The sequence below is a fragment of the Roseibium album genome (assembly GCF_965233825.1).
Taxonomy (GTDB): Bacteria; Pseudomonadota; Alphaproteobacteria; order Rhizobiales; family Stappiaceae; genus Roseibium; species Roseibium album.
Genome location: NZ_OZ247583.1, coordinates 4,467,369 through 4,480,551, shown reverse-complemented (window position 1 = coordinate 4,480,551; position 13,183 = coordinate 4,467,369). Strand labels below are relative to the sequence as shown.

10 protein-coding genes are annotated in these 13,183 nt (G+C 55.1%); 4 read left to right on the top strand and 6 right to left on the bottom strand.

Annotated features, from left to right (window positions below):
• Positions 1-11: 11 nt before the first annotated feature.
• On the bottom strand, positions 12-1,031 hold the full coding sequence (gene nagZ / locus ACO6TI_RS20345) for a beta-N-acetylhexosaminidase (protein ID WP_422385321.1): 1,020 nt from the start codon (positions 1,029-1,031) through the stop codon (positions 12-14).
• A 118-nt stretch (positions 1,032-1,149) separates the two neighbouring features.
• Between nagZ and ACO6TI_RS20340 the strand changes: the two genes are divergently transcribed.
• Complete coding sequence (locus ACO6TI_RS20340; RefSeq protein WP_196999832.1) at positions 1,150-2,166, top strand: alpha/beta hydrolase; 1,017 nt, start codon at positions 1,150-1,152, stop codon at positions 2,164-2,166.
• A gap of 15 nt (positions 2,167-2,181) precedes the next feature.
• Here ACO6TI_RS20340 and ACO6TI_RS20335 read toward each other — a convergent pair whose 3' ends face one another.
• Positions 2,182-3,105, bottom strand: a complete 924-nt coding sequence (locus tag ACO6TI_RS20335) for a DMT family transporter (protein WP_422383213.1) — start codon at positions 3,103-3,105, stop codon at positions 2,182-2,184.
• Positions 3,106-3,223: 118 nt separating this feature from the next.
• Between ACO6TI_RS20335 and ACO6TI_RS20330 the strand changes: the two genes are divergently transcribed.
• A complete protein-coding gene (locus tag ACO6TI_RS20330) occupies positions 3,224-4,156 on the top strand; it encodes a LysR family transcriptional regulator (protein WP_422383212.1) in 933 nt (310 codons plus the stop codon).
• A gap of 53 nt (positions 4,157-4,209) precedes the next feature.
• On the opposite strand, the gene ACO6TI_RS20325 is transcribed toward ACO6TI_RS20330, so the two are convergent.
• The 3 genes from ACO6TI_RS20325 to ACO6TI_RS20315 all read right to left on the bottom strand — a co-directional run bounded on the left by ACO6TI_RS20325 (position 4,210) and on the right by ACO6TI_RS20315 (position 9,892).
• Positions 4,210-6,771, bottom strand: a complete 2,562-nt coding sequence (locus ACO6TI_RS20325) for an SPOR domain-containing protein (protein ID WP_422383211.1) — start codon at positions 6,769-6,771, stop codon at positions 4,210-4,212.
• A gap of 71 nt (positions 6,772-6,842) precedes the next feature.
• A complete protein-coding gene (argS, locus tag ACO6TI_RS20320; RefSeq protein ID WP_055120765.1) occupies positions 6,843-8,612 on the bottom strand; it encodes an arginine--tRNA ligase in 1,770 nt (589 codons plus the stop codon).
• Between the two features lie 74 nt (positions 8,613-8,686).
• The gene (locus tag ACO6TI_RS20315) at positions 8,687-9,892 is read right to left on the bottom strand and encodes a deoxyguanosinetriphosphate triphosphohydrolase (protein WP_208992886.1); all 1,206 of its coding nucleotides are present in this window, start codon (positions 9,890-9,892) and stop codon (positions 8,687-8,689) included.
• Positions 9,893-10,047: 155 nt separating this feature from the next.
• Between ACO6TI_RS20315 and erpA the strand changes: the two genes are divergently transcribed.
• Positions 10,048-10,389 (top strand): iron-sulfur cluster insertion protein ErpA, encoded by a 342-nt coding sequence (gene erpA / locus ACO6TI_RS20310; RefSeq protein ID WP_029065530.1) that lies wholly within the window; start codon positions 10,048-10,050, stop codon positions 10,387-10,389.
• A 66-nt stretch (positions 10,390-10,455) separates the two neighbouring features.
• A complete protein-coding gene (gene xth / locus ACO6TI_RS20305; RefSeq protein ID WP_029065529.1) occupies positions 10,456-11,238 on the top strand; it encodes an exodeoxyribonuclease III in 783 nt (260 codons plus the stop codon).
• 589 nt (positions 11,239-11,827) lie between these two features.
• On the opposite strand, the gene ACO6TI_RS20300 is transcribed toward xth, so the two are convergent.
• Positions 11,828-12,685: a tetratricopeptide repeat protein gene (locus tag ACO6TI_RS20300; RefSeq protein WP_082442940.1), complete on the bottom strand. Its 858-nt coding sequence runs from the start codon at positions 12,683-12,685 to the stop codon at positions 11,828-11,830.
• Between the last annotated feature and the right edge of the window lie 498 nt (positions 12,686-13,183).

The following is a 13,183-nucleotide window of genomic DNA, read 5'->3' as shown; positions in this document are numbered from 1 at the left end:
TCACGCTCCGGTCAAGCACCCTGCCACCCGGTCAATGTACAAAACTCATCCCAGGCAGCTTTTTCGTCAAAGCCGGGTGCCGGTGCCTTCAACTCGTTCAACGCTTTCGCGCACCTGCGTTCGGCCTCACCAGCAAGGTGTGGCACAGCTTCGGCAACAGCTATCATTTCGTCCATATCACCGTTGCAATGCAGAACAATATCACAGCCTGCCTCGACTATTTTCCGGGACCGTTCGACAAAGTCACCTCCGAGTGCTTTCATCGATATGTCGTCGCTCATCAGGCAGCCATCAAATCCGATTTCCTTCCGGATAATATCCTGAACTACTTTCTTGCTCTGTGTTCCTGCCGTTTCCGGATCGATCCCTTCGTATACAATATGGGCAGTCATACCCAATGACACGCTAGAAAGTGCCTTGAAGGGCCGGAAATCCACGCTTTTCAGCTCCAAAAGACCGGCTTCCACCCTGGGAAGCTCAAGATGACTGTCGACTCGTGCGCGACCGTGCCCCGGGATGTGCTTTATGACAGGAAGCACCCCTCCCGCTCTTGCCCCGTCAATCATGGCCCGGCCAAGTGTTGCAACGGTTTCCGGATTCGCAGAAAGGGACCGATCACCAATAGCATCGACAGTGTCGGGAAAACGAACATCCAGACACGGCAGACAGTCTATCGTGACACCGACTTCAAACAGATCCCCAGCAATCAGGCGCGAACCGAGCCAGGCTGCTCGCAACCCAATTTCAGGGTTCTTGTCGAACAAGTCGCCAAAGAGTTTCGGCGCAGGATACTTGGGCCAATGCGGTGGTTTCAGGCGCTGGACGCGCCCTCCTTCCTGATCAACCAGAACCGGAGCATCTGCGCGCGCAACGGCTTGCCGAAACGAGGACGTAAGTTGCTTCACCTGCCCGGGCGACTCTATGTTTCGCGCAAACAAGATGAGGCCCCAGGGATCTGCGTCCCTGAAAAAGGCGATTTCGTCTTGGGTCAGAAACGGTCCTGCGCACCCGGAAACAAAGGCTTTGGTCATGACTTCCGGCTTAACGGGCAGCTTCGAACCCGTCAAGAAAGCCTTCCTGTCCTCTTGCGCCCATCCCCTGAACTTGCAATCTAGTCACATATGCACTCAGTCAGGATTGGAGCCTCTCATGCGCGCGCGTCTCGATATTCCAGCCGGCACGCTGCACCGGATCTCGCACCGGTCAGAGATTCTTGGCCAGAACAGACTGGGTGACACGGCTACGCGCGAGATTGTTGTCTATACACCCCATGGTCACGATGGTGCCGATTTGCCTCTTCTCGTGGATATTGTCGGTTTTACGGCCGGAGGCCCCGCCCACACCAACTGGAAAAATTTTGGAGAAAATGTACCCGAACGTCTCGACCGTCTTATCCATGACGGAGACCTTCCTCCCGTGGTTGTGGCGTTTCCCGACTGCTTTACCCGCCTCGGTGGAAATCAGTACATTGACAGCCTTGTCATGGGGCCCTGGGCAACATGGCTAACCACCGAGATGCTCGAAGACATCGAGGGTCGTTTCGGATGTGGTGGTGCCGGGATGCGCGGTATATTCGGCAAATCGTCCGGTGGGTACGGTTCGATCGTTCACGCCATGAAGCACCCCGATGTATGGTCCGCAGCCGCGTGCCATTCCGGAGACATGGCATTCGAGCTGTGCTACTTGCCCGAAATGGCAAGCGCGCTGCGGGTCATCGCAAAAGCAGGATCCATTGAGGCCTTCGTCACTGACTTCGAAAAAGGGCCAAAATATCCGGGTAACTCACTCCACGACCTCATGACATTCGCAATGGCAGCGACCTATGATCCTGATCCCGATCCGGAAGTGTTTTGTGGCATCAGGTTGCCCGTTGACCTGGAAACCTGCGAGGTCATCGAAGAACGCTGGGCTGCCTGGCTGCGCTGGGATCCCGTCGAGATGGTCGACGATCATATAGCCCCCCTGAAATCAATGAAGGGTCTCTGGATCGATTGCGGTTATGTCGATCAATACAATCTTGTCTACGGGGCGAGAAGATTGCAGAGAAAGCTGGTCGCGGCCGGTGTTGACCACGTTTATCAGGAGTTCAATGACAACCACTCTTCAATCGATTATCGCCTCGATGAAAGTCTGCCGTTTCTTGCAAACAAACTGCTGGGAAAGTAAGTCAGGAAAACAGGCTCAAACGGGCTTCTGTCCCTTTCCGGCTGTTAGAGGAACCGACAGGACAACCCCGCCCAGAATAATCAGGCAGGCACCGACTGCTGCAAGCGGAGACGGGATTTCGCCCCAAAAAACGTAGGCAAGAATCGCCGCCAGAACGACGCTGCCATAGTAAATCGGCGCAAGTGTCGCGGCGCCCGCGCGCCGGTAAGCAGAGATATTGAGAGACTGGCCAATGATTGCAACAGGACCGAGCCACGCAAACACCAGCAGACTGTTCCAGGAGATGTCCTGTGCACTGATGAGCCAGAGCACCGGCGCCGTCAGGATCACGCTGGCGAATACGTTCACATAGGCCAGGATTGTCACGGTGTCTTCACGCTGCGCTATATAGCGCATGATCAACGCCTCGCATGCCATGAATACGGCCGCGAAAAGAGCGGCAATAATACCGTCCAACGCAAGCGACGTCCCGCCCTCCGCGTTGTTCGCGGCCCGCACGACCAGATACGCGCCGATGGCACAAAGGCCGCCTGCCAGCCAGTGACGACCGGTAATCATCTCCTTCAAGATTACGCCCGCAAGCGCAATGGCGATAATGCCTTTTGTCAATCCGATGGCGGTCGCATCGGCCAACGGAAGGATGCTGGCGGCATAAATCGTACATGCCAGTCCGCCAACACCGCAGAACGCACGCATCAGGTGAAGCTTCCAAAGAGGACTTAGCCGTGAGAAAACCGGGACACGTCTGACGGCACCGTAGCCGACAATCGTCACGGCCCCGCCGAGAAACCGCAACCACACCAGAACGGCAACCGGCAACAAGCCGTCCGCAATCTTTCCCGCAGCGAAAACAGGCGTGAAAGCCGTCATTCCGGCCAGTGCAAGTGCAAATGCAAGTACAGTGTTTTCCGGACGTGAGTGGATCGACGTTGGTGGCATTAGTACTTTCCTCGATACCGGTTGTCTGTCTCTAACACCGAAATCGCGCAAGGGTCAGACACAATATCGCTATACCTGCCATGCAAAAACGCATCGCATTGCAGGTTTGTCGCCGTTTATGTATATCTCTCCCATGAACTGGGATGACTTGAAACTGATCGATGCAGCTGCACGGATGAGATCCTTGTCCGGTGCTGCAAAAGCACTTGACCTCAGCCAACCTCAATTGAGCCGCCGCCTGAAGCGTTTTGAAGATCGGGTGGGTGCGCGTTTGTTCGACAGAACACCGACCGGTCTCAAACCGACCGAAGCCGGCCTGCGCCTGATACCGCTAGCGGCAGAAATGCGCAAAAATGCGGATGCGGCGAGCCGCGTTCTTCCCGATCTCTCCGGATCCGCGCTGAAGGTCGTGCGCGTTGCAGTCGACGAAGTGCGCGCACGGATTTTGACCGACAGTTTCTGCGATCTGACCGAGCTTCTCGATGGTGTCGAATTGGAGATCATTTCAAGTCACCTGCATGCCGATCATCAATCGCGCGGCATTGAACTGCAGATACGCAGCTGTCTTCCCGAGACAGATACCTTGATTGCACGCAAGGTCGGAGACCTTGCTTACGGCGTTTACGGATCCGGTGCTTATGTAAATTCCAATCCCGATGCACTGAATGACTTGCGATACAAGAATTGCGACTGGCTGGGATTTGCTCCGGACGATCTTTGGTACCCTTCTCAGGTTCGCTGGATGGAAGCAAAACAAGTCGGCCGACCGAAAATGCGCACCAATACGATGACGACATTGTTGAACATGACCGTATCTGGCAAAGGTCTCGCGGTACTGCCGGTTTTCATGGGTGACGGTCATCCTGACCTTGTCACGCTGACCGGCCCGCTGGAAGAGTTGACGAACTCCGAGCACATAATCGTTCACAGAGACGTGCGAAGGGAACCTGCCGTGCGGCGCGCAATTGAAGCCATTGCGAGTGTTTATAAGGAAATGTCGCCAAAACTGACCGGTGCCAGTCCGTCACGGTCACTGCAAGCAGCAGAATGAACGGGTCGGAAATCCGACCCTTTGTCTACGTGCGGAATTGATCTGCAAAAGCGCTACTGCTGCCGCCTTACGAAGCATTCGCCTCCAGCTGCCGTCAGGCTTTCACAAAGCCTGTTGGCGTCTTCACGCGAGTTCGTTGGAATTCTGGCACGATAGTAAACTCCCCGGTCGCCGAGGTCAGCCGACACGATGACCGCATTCCGATTGCCGAGCACACCCGGGTAGCGCCTTTGAAGGCCTGCAAATGCATCGCTCGCTGCAGAGACGGAGCGTTGCGACGTCACCTGGACAATGTAGGTGCCGGAAGGAATCGATCCACTTGTCGAGGTTCCGTCGGATGTCGTAGCGGCAGGCGCCGGGGCACTTGAAGCATTATTCAAGTTGAGCGGACCATCGGCCTGCGCCGGAGTTGAAGACGTGTTTTGTGTCGCAGGTGCGCTGGCAACCCGCACAGGCGGAACGGGTTTTTTCCTGGGAAGAACCGTGGGAACTGGTGCGGCCGGCTCCGCAACAGCCGGCTCCGTCACTGTCGGTTGTTGATTGTCGTTGACGATTGCAGGCACATCAGGAGCAGCCGGTTCGGCTGCCGCGACTGGTGCCGGTGCTTCGTCCTGCGTCTGAACCGGCAATGTTTCTGTTGGCTCGGGTGCTGATACTATTGGTTCTGCCGGGGCAGAATCCGCAATTAAAGGTGCAGCAGGAACAATCCGGGATGTATCAACGGATACCGACGGGGCCTGGTTCGCAGGAGGCTGCGGTACAGGTGTAATCGGCTGAGTTGGGGCTGCAGTCGCCGCTTCATCAGCCGAAACGATTGTGCCATCGGGACGAACGATAACGGTTCGCACCTGTTTGGGTGTTCCCGGAGCCAGTTCCGTGTTGTTGGTGGAGGCCGGTGCAGGCGGCAATTCGACAGGCTGCGGTGTTTCCTGAACGTCCAGACGATCCGGAACAGTTTCGGCTGTACTGTTGACCCGATCCAGAATTTTCGTCTGTGTCTGGCTCTGTTCCGGATAGATCTTCAAAGGCTCCTGCAAACCGCTGATGACAGGTGGAGGGCCACTCGGGACCTGAACTGCATCTCCATCGACAAGAAAGAAGCCGGCTCCCCCGAGCGCAGCAACGCCGACGATACCCAGTGTAACGTAAAGACCCCGACGCGACCTCTCCTTCGCCTGCGGGATTGCTTCCTTTTCCGCGGCTGAATGCGGAGGCAACACACCGGCTCCATTGAGGCTGGGGTCACTTTCCTGCATCGCTCTGGCGACTGCATCAAGATCATACCCTTCCGGCGGTGGAGGTGTCTCTTCTTCCGTTACCTGCGGAACAGCATTGGCCGCAGCAGGCCAGGCCATGTCGTCGATATCGTCAGCCGTTGCATCAAGGTCCTCCTCCGGAACCTCGGGTTCAACTGCGACAGGTTGCCTGTTGTCGCGCTCCGGGAAATCAAGGTCAGCGAACAGGGCGTCAATTCCGGCGGGGCTTTCCTTTTCCTCGATCGCAGGCGCGACATCGCGAGATTGCGACGCGACTGGTTCGGGATTCAATGCAGCGAAAAAGTCGCTTTCATCAATCGCCGGCCGCCTTGTTTCGGAGGCCGTGTTCAATCTCCGCTCAACAGTGCGCTCAGGCTCGGCGACTTGAATCGGATGTTCACGAGGACGTTCAACAGGAATTTGGCGCTGCTCTGCGATGTGAGTATCGTCGGAAGGCGCTGTCTGCCTGACCTGCTCCAACAACTCTGCAGGCGTTCGCACATAAGAATTGTTTCGCGGCAGCGAGTACGCGGCCGGCTGCGTGCTGGCCAATTCGTCCGGGGCTTCGAATTCGGTGATCTCGTCAAACGGGTCAGACGAAACCAAATTATCTTCGGCTTCGGCCGGTTCCGGCGCAATCTCCTCATCCACAGACTGACGCAACGCTCCGATGAGTTCGTCTTCCAGTTCCGCGGTCAAATTCTGCTCAAGGTCCAGAGCAACTTTGGGCGCCAGTACCGTGCTTTCTTGAGTAACCTGCCGCACCAGCGGGTCACTCGCAGGTGGTACAGACGCTGCTGAAGATTCTGCCGGAGTCACTTTCTGCAGGAAACTGGATTCAACTAGCGGTCCTGCAGTTTGGGGATCCGCTATTGTCGGCTCTGAAGGCTGTGGATTGTTGGGCCTCGGCCACAAGGGAGATACGTTTTCGGTCGGCTCAACAGGGGTTGGTGCGAATCTGTGGTCTTCAGCAAGCGGAAATCGCGATGCCGAATCATCGTCACGCCTTGCGAAAAACTGGTTACGGATTTCGCCAATAATAGGTGCTTGCGAAGACTCGGGATGAAACGCCGCCGGTTCCTTGACGGAGGGTTTCACCGTGTCCGCAGCAAAGGAAGGCTCAACTCGCCCATGCGCAGGCTCTACCGTCTTTTCCGCGTCCGGGGCAAAGTCGTCAAGTTCTGCAAAATAGTCTGTACTTTCGACCCGACCACTGCTCACATTTGCCCCCAATTGTTTGTTTTTCTGGACAATCCGTGCCAATTCAAGAAGCGGATCTTCCATGGCCGGTCGCACCGCACCTTCCTCGGCAGAGGACGCGGGTTCATCAGCTTGATTATTTTCGTAATCGTTTGCCATGAGCCTTACGAAAACCGGTTCAGTTTTTCCGCGCGCGCTTCACCTTCGGCACACGGGACAGCGACATTTGCCTAACGCATTTCCTCAGGTGCATTTACACCAAGAATCGAAAGTCCTGAAGAGAGCACCAAAGATATTGCACGTACCAAAGCAAGACGTGCCAGGGTTAATTTCGGGTTACCGGCGTCAATAAAACGTAAATGCGGCATTTCCTTGCCTCTATTCCAATGGCCATGGAGTGAACTCGCCAAATCATGTAGATAAAACGCGATCCTGTGCGGCTCATGTGTTTCCGCCGCTGCATTCACCACTTTGGGCCATTCAGCCATCTTGGCAATCAATTCAAGCTCACCGCTGTCACCGAGCAAAGTGAGGTCCGCATCAGCAAGGTCGCTGTCCGCAGTCTCCAGGTCTGGAAGTTCTTCCGACGCCTGTCGCAGCACAGAACAGCACCTTGCATGCCCGTATTGCACATAGAAAACCGGATTGTCTTTCGACTGCTCCGTTACCTTGTTGAAATCGAAATCCAGCGGAGCGTCGTTTTTCCGGAACAGCATCATGAAGCGAACCGGGTCCGAACCGACTTCATCGACGACTTCTCTCAAAGTAACAAAGTCGCCCGACCGTTTGGACATTTTGACCGGCTCACCGTCACGCATCAGTTTCACGAGCTGGCAAAACCTGACAATGACATCGGTTTCGCCGCCGGATACTGCCTTGCCAACAGCCTGCAACCGTTTTGCGTAACCACTATGATCGGCACCCAGGATATAGATCGTTTCCTTGAAACCCCGTTCGAACTTGTCCTGGAAGTAGGCAACGTCGGCTGCGAAATAGGTATACGACCCATCAGACTTTTTCAGTGCCCGGTCCGTATCATCACCAAAATCGCTCGCCCGAAAGAGCGTCTGTTCGCGGTCTTCCCAGTCTTCCGGCACCTGTCCTTTGGGTGGCGGCAAGGTCCCCTGATAGATAAGCCCCTTTTCCCGCAGCCCATCCAGCATATGGTCGATCTTCGAACCATTGGCACCGCTCCTGTCATGGAGCGTTTTTTCAGAAAAGAAAATCTCGTGTTCGACTCCAAGTGCCGCAAGGTCTGCTCTTATAAGATCGAGCATCGCCGCCATCGCGGCCTCCTTCACGATTGGAAGCCATTCGGCATCCGGCATTCCCAGCAGTTTTTCGCCAAACTGGTCCTTGAGCAGAGACCCTACCGGCTTGAGATAATCGCCTGGATAAAGACCAGACGGGATTTCGCCTATGTCTTCACCGAGAGCCTCGCGGTACCGAAGGTATGCGCTCCGCGCAAGAGTTTCGATCTGCGATCCCGCGTCATTAATGTAGTATTCCTTGACGACATCGTTGCCGGCAAAAGCCAGCAGATTGGCAAGAGCATCGCCAACGACGGCACCGCGAATGTGTCCGACATGCATTGGTCCGGTCGGATTCGCCGACACATATTCGACATTCACCTTCGGAGAAGGCTGCAGAGCAGTCGCTCCAAAGCTCTCACCAAGACCAAGAACACTGCCGAGAACCCGCTGCCAAACGGCAGGTGCGACCCGGAGGTTGATGAACCCAGGTCCAGCTATCGTCGTCTCGGTTATGTCCGGGTCCTGATTGAGTTTTTGGACGAGTTTTTCGGCAAGGTCGCGCGGTTTCATCTTGAGCGGTTTTGCAAGCACCATTGCTGCATTGGTTGCGAAGTCGCCGTGATCGGGATCCCTCGGGGCTTCGACCACTACGCGCGTCAAATCCGGTGAAACTCCATTTTCATCATGAAGTTCAAGCTCCTGGAGTGCATTTTTCACGCGCTGCGTGAAGTCTGCGAAGATATTCATTTTACACCGATCAAGTTTGGTCTTCCAAGCACGGGATTCCCGTGAACAACAGGGCAGCAAATTCGCCCCTGCGCCTACCCTAAATCCGGAGTGTCGTCAAACAGCCTGCGGTGCTCCTCGATGGCGTAGCGGTCGGTCATGCCGGCAATGTAATCGCATATTCGCCGGGCTGTTTCGGTATCGCCCAGGGAACCCAGACCAACATTCCATGGATGTGGCATCAATTCGGGGTCCGACTGGTATTTGCGAAACAGATCCTTCACGATGCGGGCAACGAGCTTGCGAACGGCCAAAACATCCGCATGGCGATAAACACGGGCGAACAGAAATCTCTTAACTTCCTTTTCCGCAAGTGCCATTTCATCGGAAAACCCGACAAGACCCCTTCCGGCCATTCTGATATCGTTTGCAGATTTCGGATCAAGTTCGGATATGTTGCCGACGGCTTCCCTGATGACGTCCTCAACCATTCTTGTGATCGATCTGCGGACGATCTCGTGGATTCGCCTGCTTTCCTCCAACCCGGGATACTTTCTGTCAACATCTACCAGAATGTCGGCAAGAAACGGGACTTCGCGCATGTCTTCCACAGCGAAAAGACCCGCTCTCAATCCGTCATCCAGGTCATGAGCGTCATAGGCAATGTCGTCCGCGATTGCGGCCGCCTGAGCCTCGCTGCCCGGCCAGGTGTCCAGCAAGAGATCCTGCTTGTCTGCATATTCGCTGATCGCAAACGGCAGTCGGCCGCCCTTGAATTTTCCGATCGGGTTGCCGTCTGAATCAAGAAGAGGCCCATTGTGTTTGACAAGTCCCTCCAGAGTTTCCCAGGCCAGGTTCAATCCGTCGAATTCCGCGTAGCGTTGTTCGAGATGCGTGACAACGCGCAGGGACTGGGCATTGTGATCAAAACCATCAAAGGGCGCCATGCACTCGTGCATGACATCCTCGCCTTCATGTCCAAACGGGGTGTGACCGAGATCATGCGCAAGCGCCAAGCACTCTGCGAGGTCTTCGTCAAGGCGCAGCGCTCTTGCCAGCGACCGGGCGATCTGGGAGACCTCGATCGTGTGCGTCAGACGTGTACGGAAATGATCGCCCTCGTGATATACAAAGACCTGTGTCTTGTGCTTCAATCTTCTGAAGGCCGAGGAATGAATGATCCGGTCGCGGTCCCGTTGAAAGGGTGTCCGGGTAGGACTTTCGGTTTCCGGAAACAGGCGCCCTTTGCTCAGGCGCGGATTTTCGGCGTACACCGCCCGGGTCTGAGCTCCGAAGCCAATGTCAGTTTTAGTTGTCGATCCGTCGCCATTCACAGCATCTTCACCCAGTCTAACCGCGCCGCAGATTGACGCGGGCGACTTCAAAACTTACTTATCTGAATAAATCAGGTTTCACGCTCTTTGCCAGCAGCAAGAGCCTAGCGAGTCAGCAGAACATGACCGATACACCAGAAAATCGAGTAACAGTCAGCGAACGCGCTGCCAAGCGCATTGCCAAAATATTGTCGAACGAGGCCGAAGGCAGCATGCTCAGGGTCAGTGTAGAAGGTGGCGGCTGCTCCGGGCTTCAATACAAATACGACGTCGTCGACAGTAACGAAGACGACGATTTTGTCATTGAAAATCCAGGAGCGATCGTTCTGATCGATACGGTATCGCTTCAGTATATGGAAGGATCGGAGATTGACTTCGTCGACGATCTGATCGGACAGTCTTTTCAGATAAACAACCCCAACGCGGTCGCCGGGTGTGGCTGCGGCACCAGTTTTACCATTTGACCTGAGCGCACACGTGTTTCAAGGCCGGAGTCTCCGGCCTTTTTCTTACATGAGGCAAATCGAACGATGAGAATCGCGACCTGGAACATCAACGGCGTCAAGGCACGTATCGATACGGTTCTCGAGTGGTTGAAGGAAACGTCGCCGGATGTTGCCTGTCTTCAGGAAATCAAATCGGTCGACGAGAATTTTCCGCGACAGCCCTTCGAGGATCTCGGCTACAACGTCGAAACCCACGGTCAAAAGGGTTTCAACGGGGTCGCGCTGTTATCCAAGCAACCGCTCGAGGACGTCGAACGCAGGCTTCCCGGCGACGATGGTGACGAACAGGCGCGTTTCATCGAAGGAGCCGTTTCGAGCGACAAAGGTGTCATTCGCTTTGGATGTCTCTATCTTCCGAATGGCAATCCGCTCGGAAGTGAAAAATTTCCCTACAAGCTGGCCTGGATGGATCGTTTGATCCCACATGCCGAAAGGCGGCTTCGCGAAGAAAACGCCTATTTGCTCCTTGGCGATTACAATGTAATTCCGGATCCGATTGACGCAAAAAACGCGAAAAACTGGCTGGACGACGCGCTCTTTCAACCAGAGAGCAGACAACGTTTCAGAGCGCTGACGAACCTCGGTTTCACAGAAGCCGTGAGAGCGTGTACCGAAGCAGCGGAGACATATACTTTCTGGGACTATCAGGCTGGTGCCTGGCAGAAAAACAATGGCATCCGCATCGATCACATCCTGCTGTCACCGCAAGCCACGGATCTGATATCCGGATGCGGCATAGACAAGCATGTTCGCGGGTGGGAAAAGCCGTCCGACCATGTGCCGGTCTGGGTCGAGCTGGCAGCTTGAGCCCGGAAACTGCGCACGTTTGCATCTCGTCGATTTTCATCCCCGGAAACTCGTATACAACGACGCGGACCGGCGTCCTACTTGCGGTAAACCTTCTGCATGATATTGTTTGAGACCATGGGATAACGGTAGGCCATCTCCAGTCCGCACCGGCAAATAGCGGACAAAAGCACTATCCGGCGTCGCTCGTTGAGGCCGGAGCTTCTTATTTTTGCTGTTTTGTCAGAGCCTTAGCAGCAACGGCGTTTTTAGGCGGAGTATGTCTCGCTTCTGTTGCCAGTGCCCAAAGTATCTCGTGCACCTGTCGATACCAGGGTGAGGATTACGGTCTGGGCGAATCCATTTGCCTGAAAAGCCCGAATGGTTCGAAAATGGCGACATGCGCCATGGTGCTCAACAACACGTCCTGGCAACTCAGCAACGCCCCCTGCCCGCTGTCGCAGCTAAGTCCGGCTTCCGTAGAGCAGGTCGAAAATGCGACACCCCTGCCAGCTGGCGACAAAACAAAGCCAATGCCAGTCAGCCCGGGATAGGCCCAAGCCTTCATTTGGGGTTGTCGTTCTGTCTGTTCTATTGAAAAACGAAAACTCTACTGTGTCTTGAGTTTCTGCGCGGTAAGCATGTCAGGCCGGTTCTGTTCGATCCAGCCGTCGGCAAGCGAGCGGGCTCTCTCACGTACATGCTCTGGTGACACAGCAAAATATTGCTCATGCATGGTGTGGATCCAGTCGGCTTCCGAGCCCACAGCCTGTTCCCTGGCCACCGTCAACCACATCAGTCCACGCGCTTTCTTCTTTTCCGAAGACCCTATGTTGTAAAGAGTTTCACCGAGCCGTGCTTGTGCCCCGACATGCCCCTTGAGCGCCGCCAGATTGTACCAGCGCACGGCCATACGGCTGTTGTTGTCCTGATACATCTGACCCAGTTCATATTGCGCCTCCGCATCACCGAAGTAAGACGCGGCATGTGTGAAAATCTGACGCGCACGCGCTTCGTTTTTCGGAACAGTTCCGTCGATTCCATTGAGATAATACGTGCCGAGAGCAACAAGTGCACTGGAAACAAAGGGGGCATCTGGTGCGCTCGGGCTGTCGTCGCCATGCTCGCGGACAATCTGGCTGTAGTATTCGAACGCCCTCAGGTCGTCTTCCTGGACACCGTCGCCCTTGGAGTACATTTCTCCAAGTTTCCACGCTGCCATGGGCTGTCCGTTTTCAGCAGCATATTGCAAGGAATTAAGCGCTTCGACCTTGTTGCCCGAATAATACTGGCGAGCGCCCTCACGCAATGCTTCGGTAGGAGACAGATCCTGCGGTCCAATCGAAACGTTCGGTGCTGGCTGTCCGTCAAAAGCGGCGGCCGGTTCGGCGAGACCCAGAAACAGCAGAGAAGAGAACATGACTGTCCGCATTCCCGAGCCGCCCAGTCTCGAAACCTTCTTTCGCATACCTGTCACACAATTACGCACAGTACGATATTCACCGCTGTGCCGTTGGTCGTTGACGGCATTTATTGTTGTTCGCGCCTCGCGCATTTCCTGTCTCTTCATACCGTCGGCCACGACCTGACGGTTCTTTTTTTTCACGGTCTAACGTGGCCAATCAATTCGGCCTAAGTTGGGCCATTCTTGGTCCAATTAAGACCATTTGCGGGATTCTTCCTCTCGTGGCCGCTCGGCGATCAATGCATACATCAATCGCTGGACAACCGGACTTTAGCGTAACGGTTGCTGCTCAAACATGGCTGAACATGGGCAATATCTTCATTCAGCCCTTTCAAACGGGACTCTGTCTGCGAGTGTTGCCGAATTGGCACAATTCTCACACCGCCAGGGCATCCCTCCGCAGTAAATTCAACCACATCGAAGTTGATGATCAGTTTCCGGGTTGGAAGGTTCATCTGGTCTGTTGAAAACGTTGCCTTTATGGCAAAATCCTTTGCCGTT

Excerpts from the sequence above, each read along its gene's own strand:
- nagZ (WP_422385321.1), bottom strand. The coding sequence starts at position 1,031 with ATGACCAAAGCCTTTGTTTCCGGGTGCGCAGGACCGTTTCTGACCCAA.
- ACO6TI_RS20340 (WP_196999832.1), top strand. The coding sequence starts at position 1,150 with ATGCGCGCGCGTCTCGATATTCCAGCCGGCACGCTGCACCGGATCTCG.
- ACO6TI_RS20335 (WP_422383213.1), bottom strand. The coding sequence starts at position 3,105 with ATGCCACCAACGTCGATCCACTCACGTCCGGAAAACACTGTACTTGCA.
- ACO6TI_RS20330 (WP_422383212.1), top strand. The coding sequence starts at position 3,224 with ATGTATATCTCTCCCATGAACTGGGATGACTTGAAACTGATCGATGCA.
- ACO6TI_RS20325 (WP_422383211.1), bottom strand. The coding sequence starts at position 6,771 with ATGGCAAACGATTACGAAAATAATCAAGCTGATGAACCCGCGTCCTCT.
- argS (WP_055120765.1), bottom strand. The coding sequence starts at position 8,612 with ATGAATATCTTCGCAGACTTCACGCAGCGCGTGAAAAATGCACTCCAG.
- erpA (WP_029065530.1), top strand. The coding sequence starts at position 10,048 with ATGACCGATACACCAGAAAATCGAGTAACAGTCAGCGAACGCGCTGCC.
- xth (WP_029065529.1), top strand. The coding sequence starts at position 10,456 with ATGAGAATCGCGACCTGGAACATCAACGGCGTCAAGGCACGTATCGAT.
- ACO6TI_RS20300 (WP_082442940.1), bottom strand. The coding sequence starts at position 12,685 with ATGCGAAAGAAGGTTTCGAGACTGGGCGGCTCGGGAATGCGGACAGTC.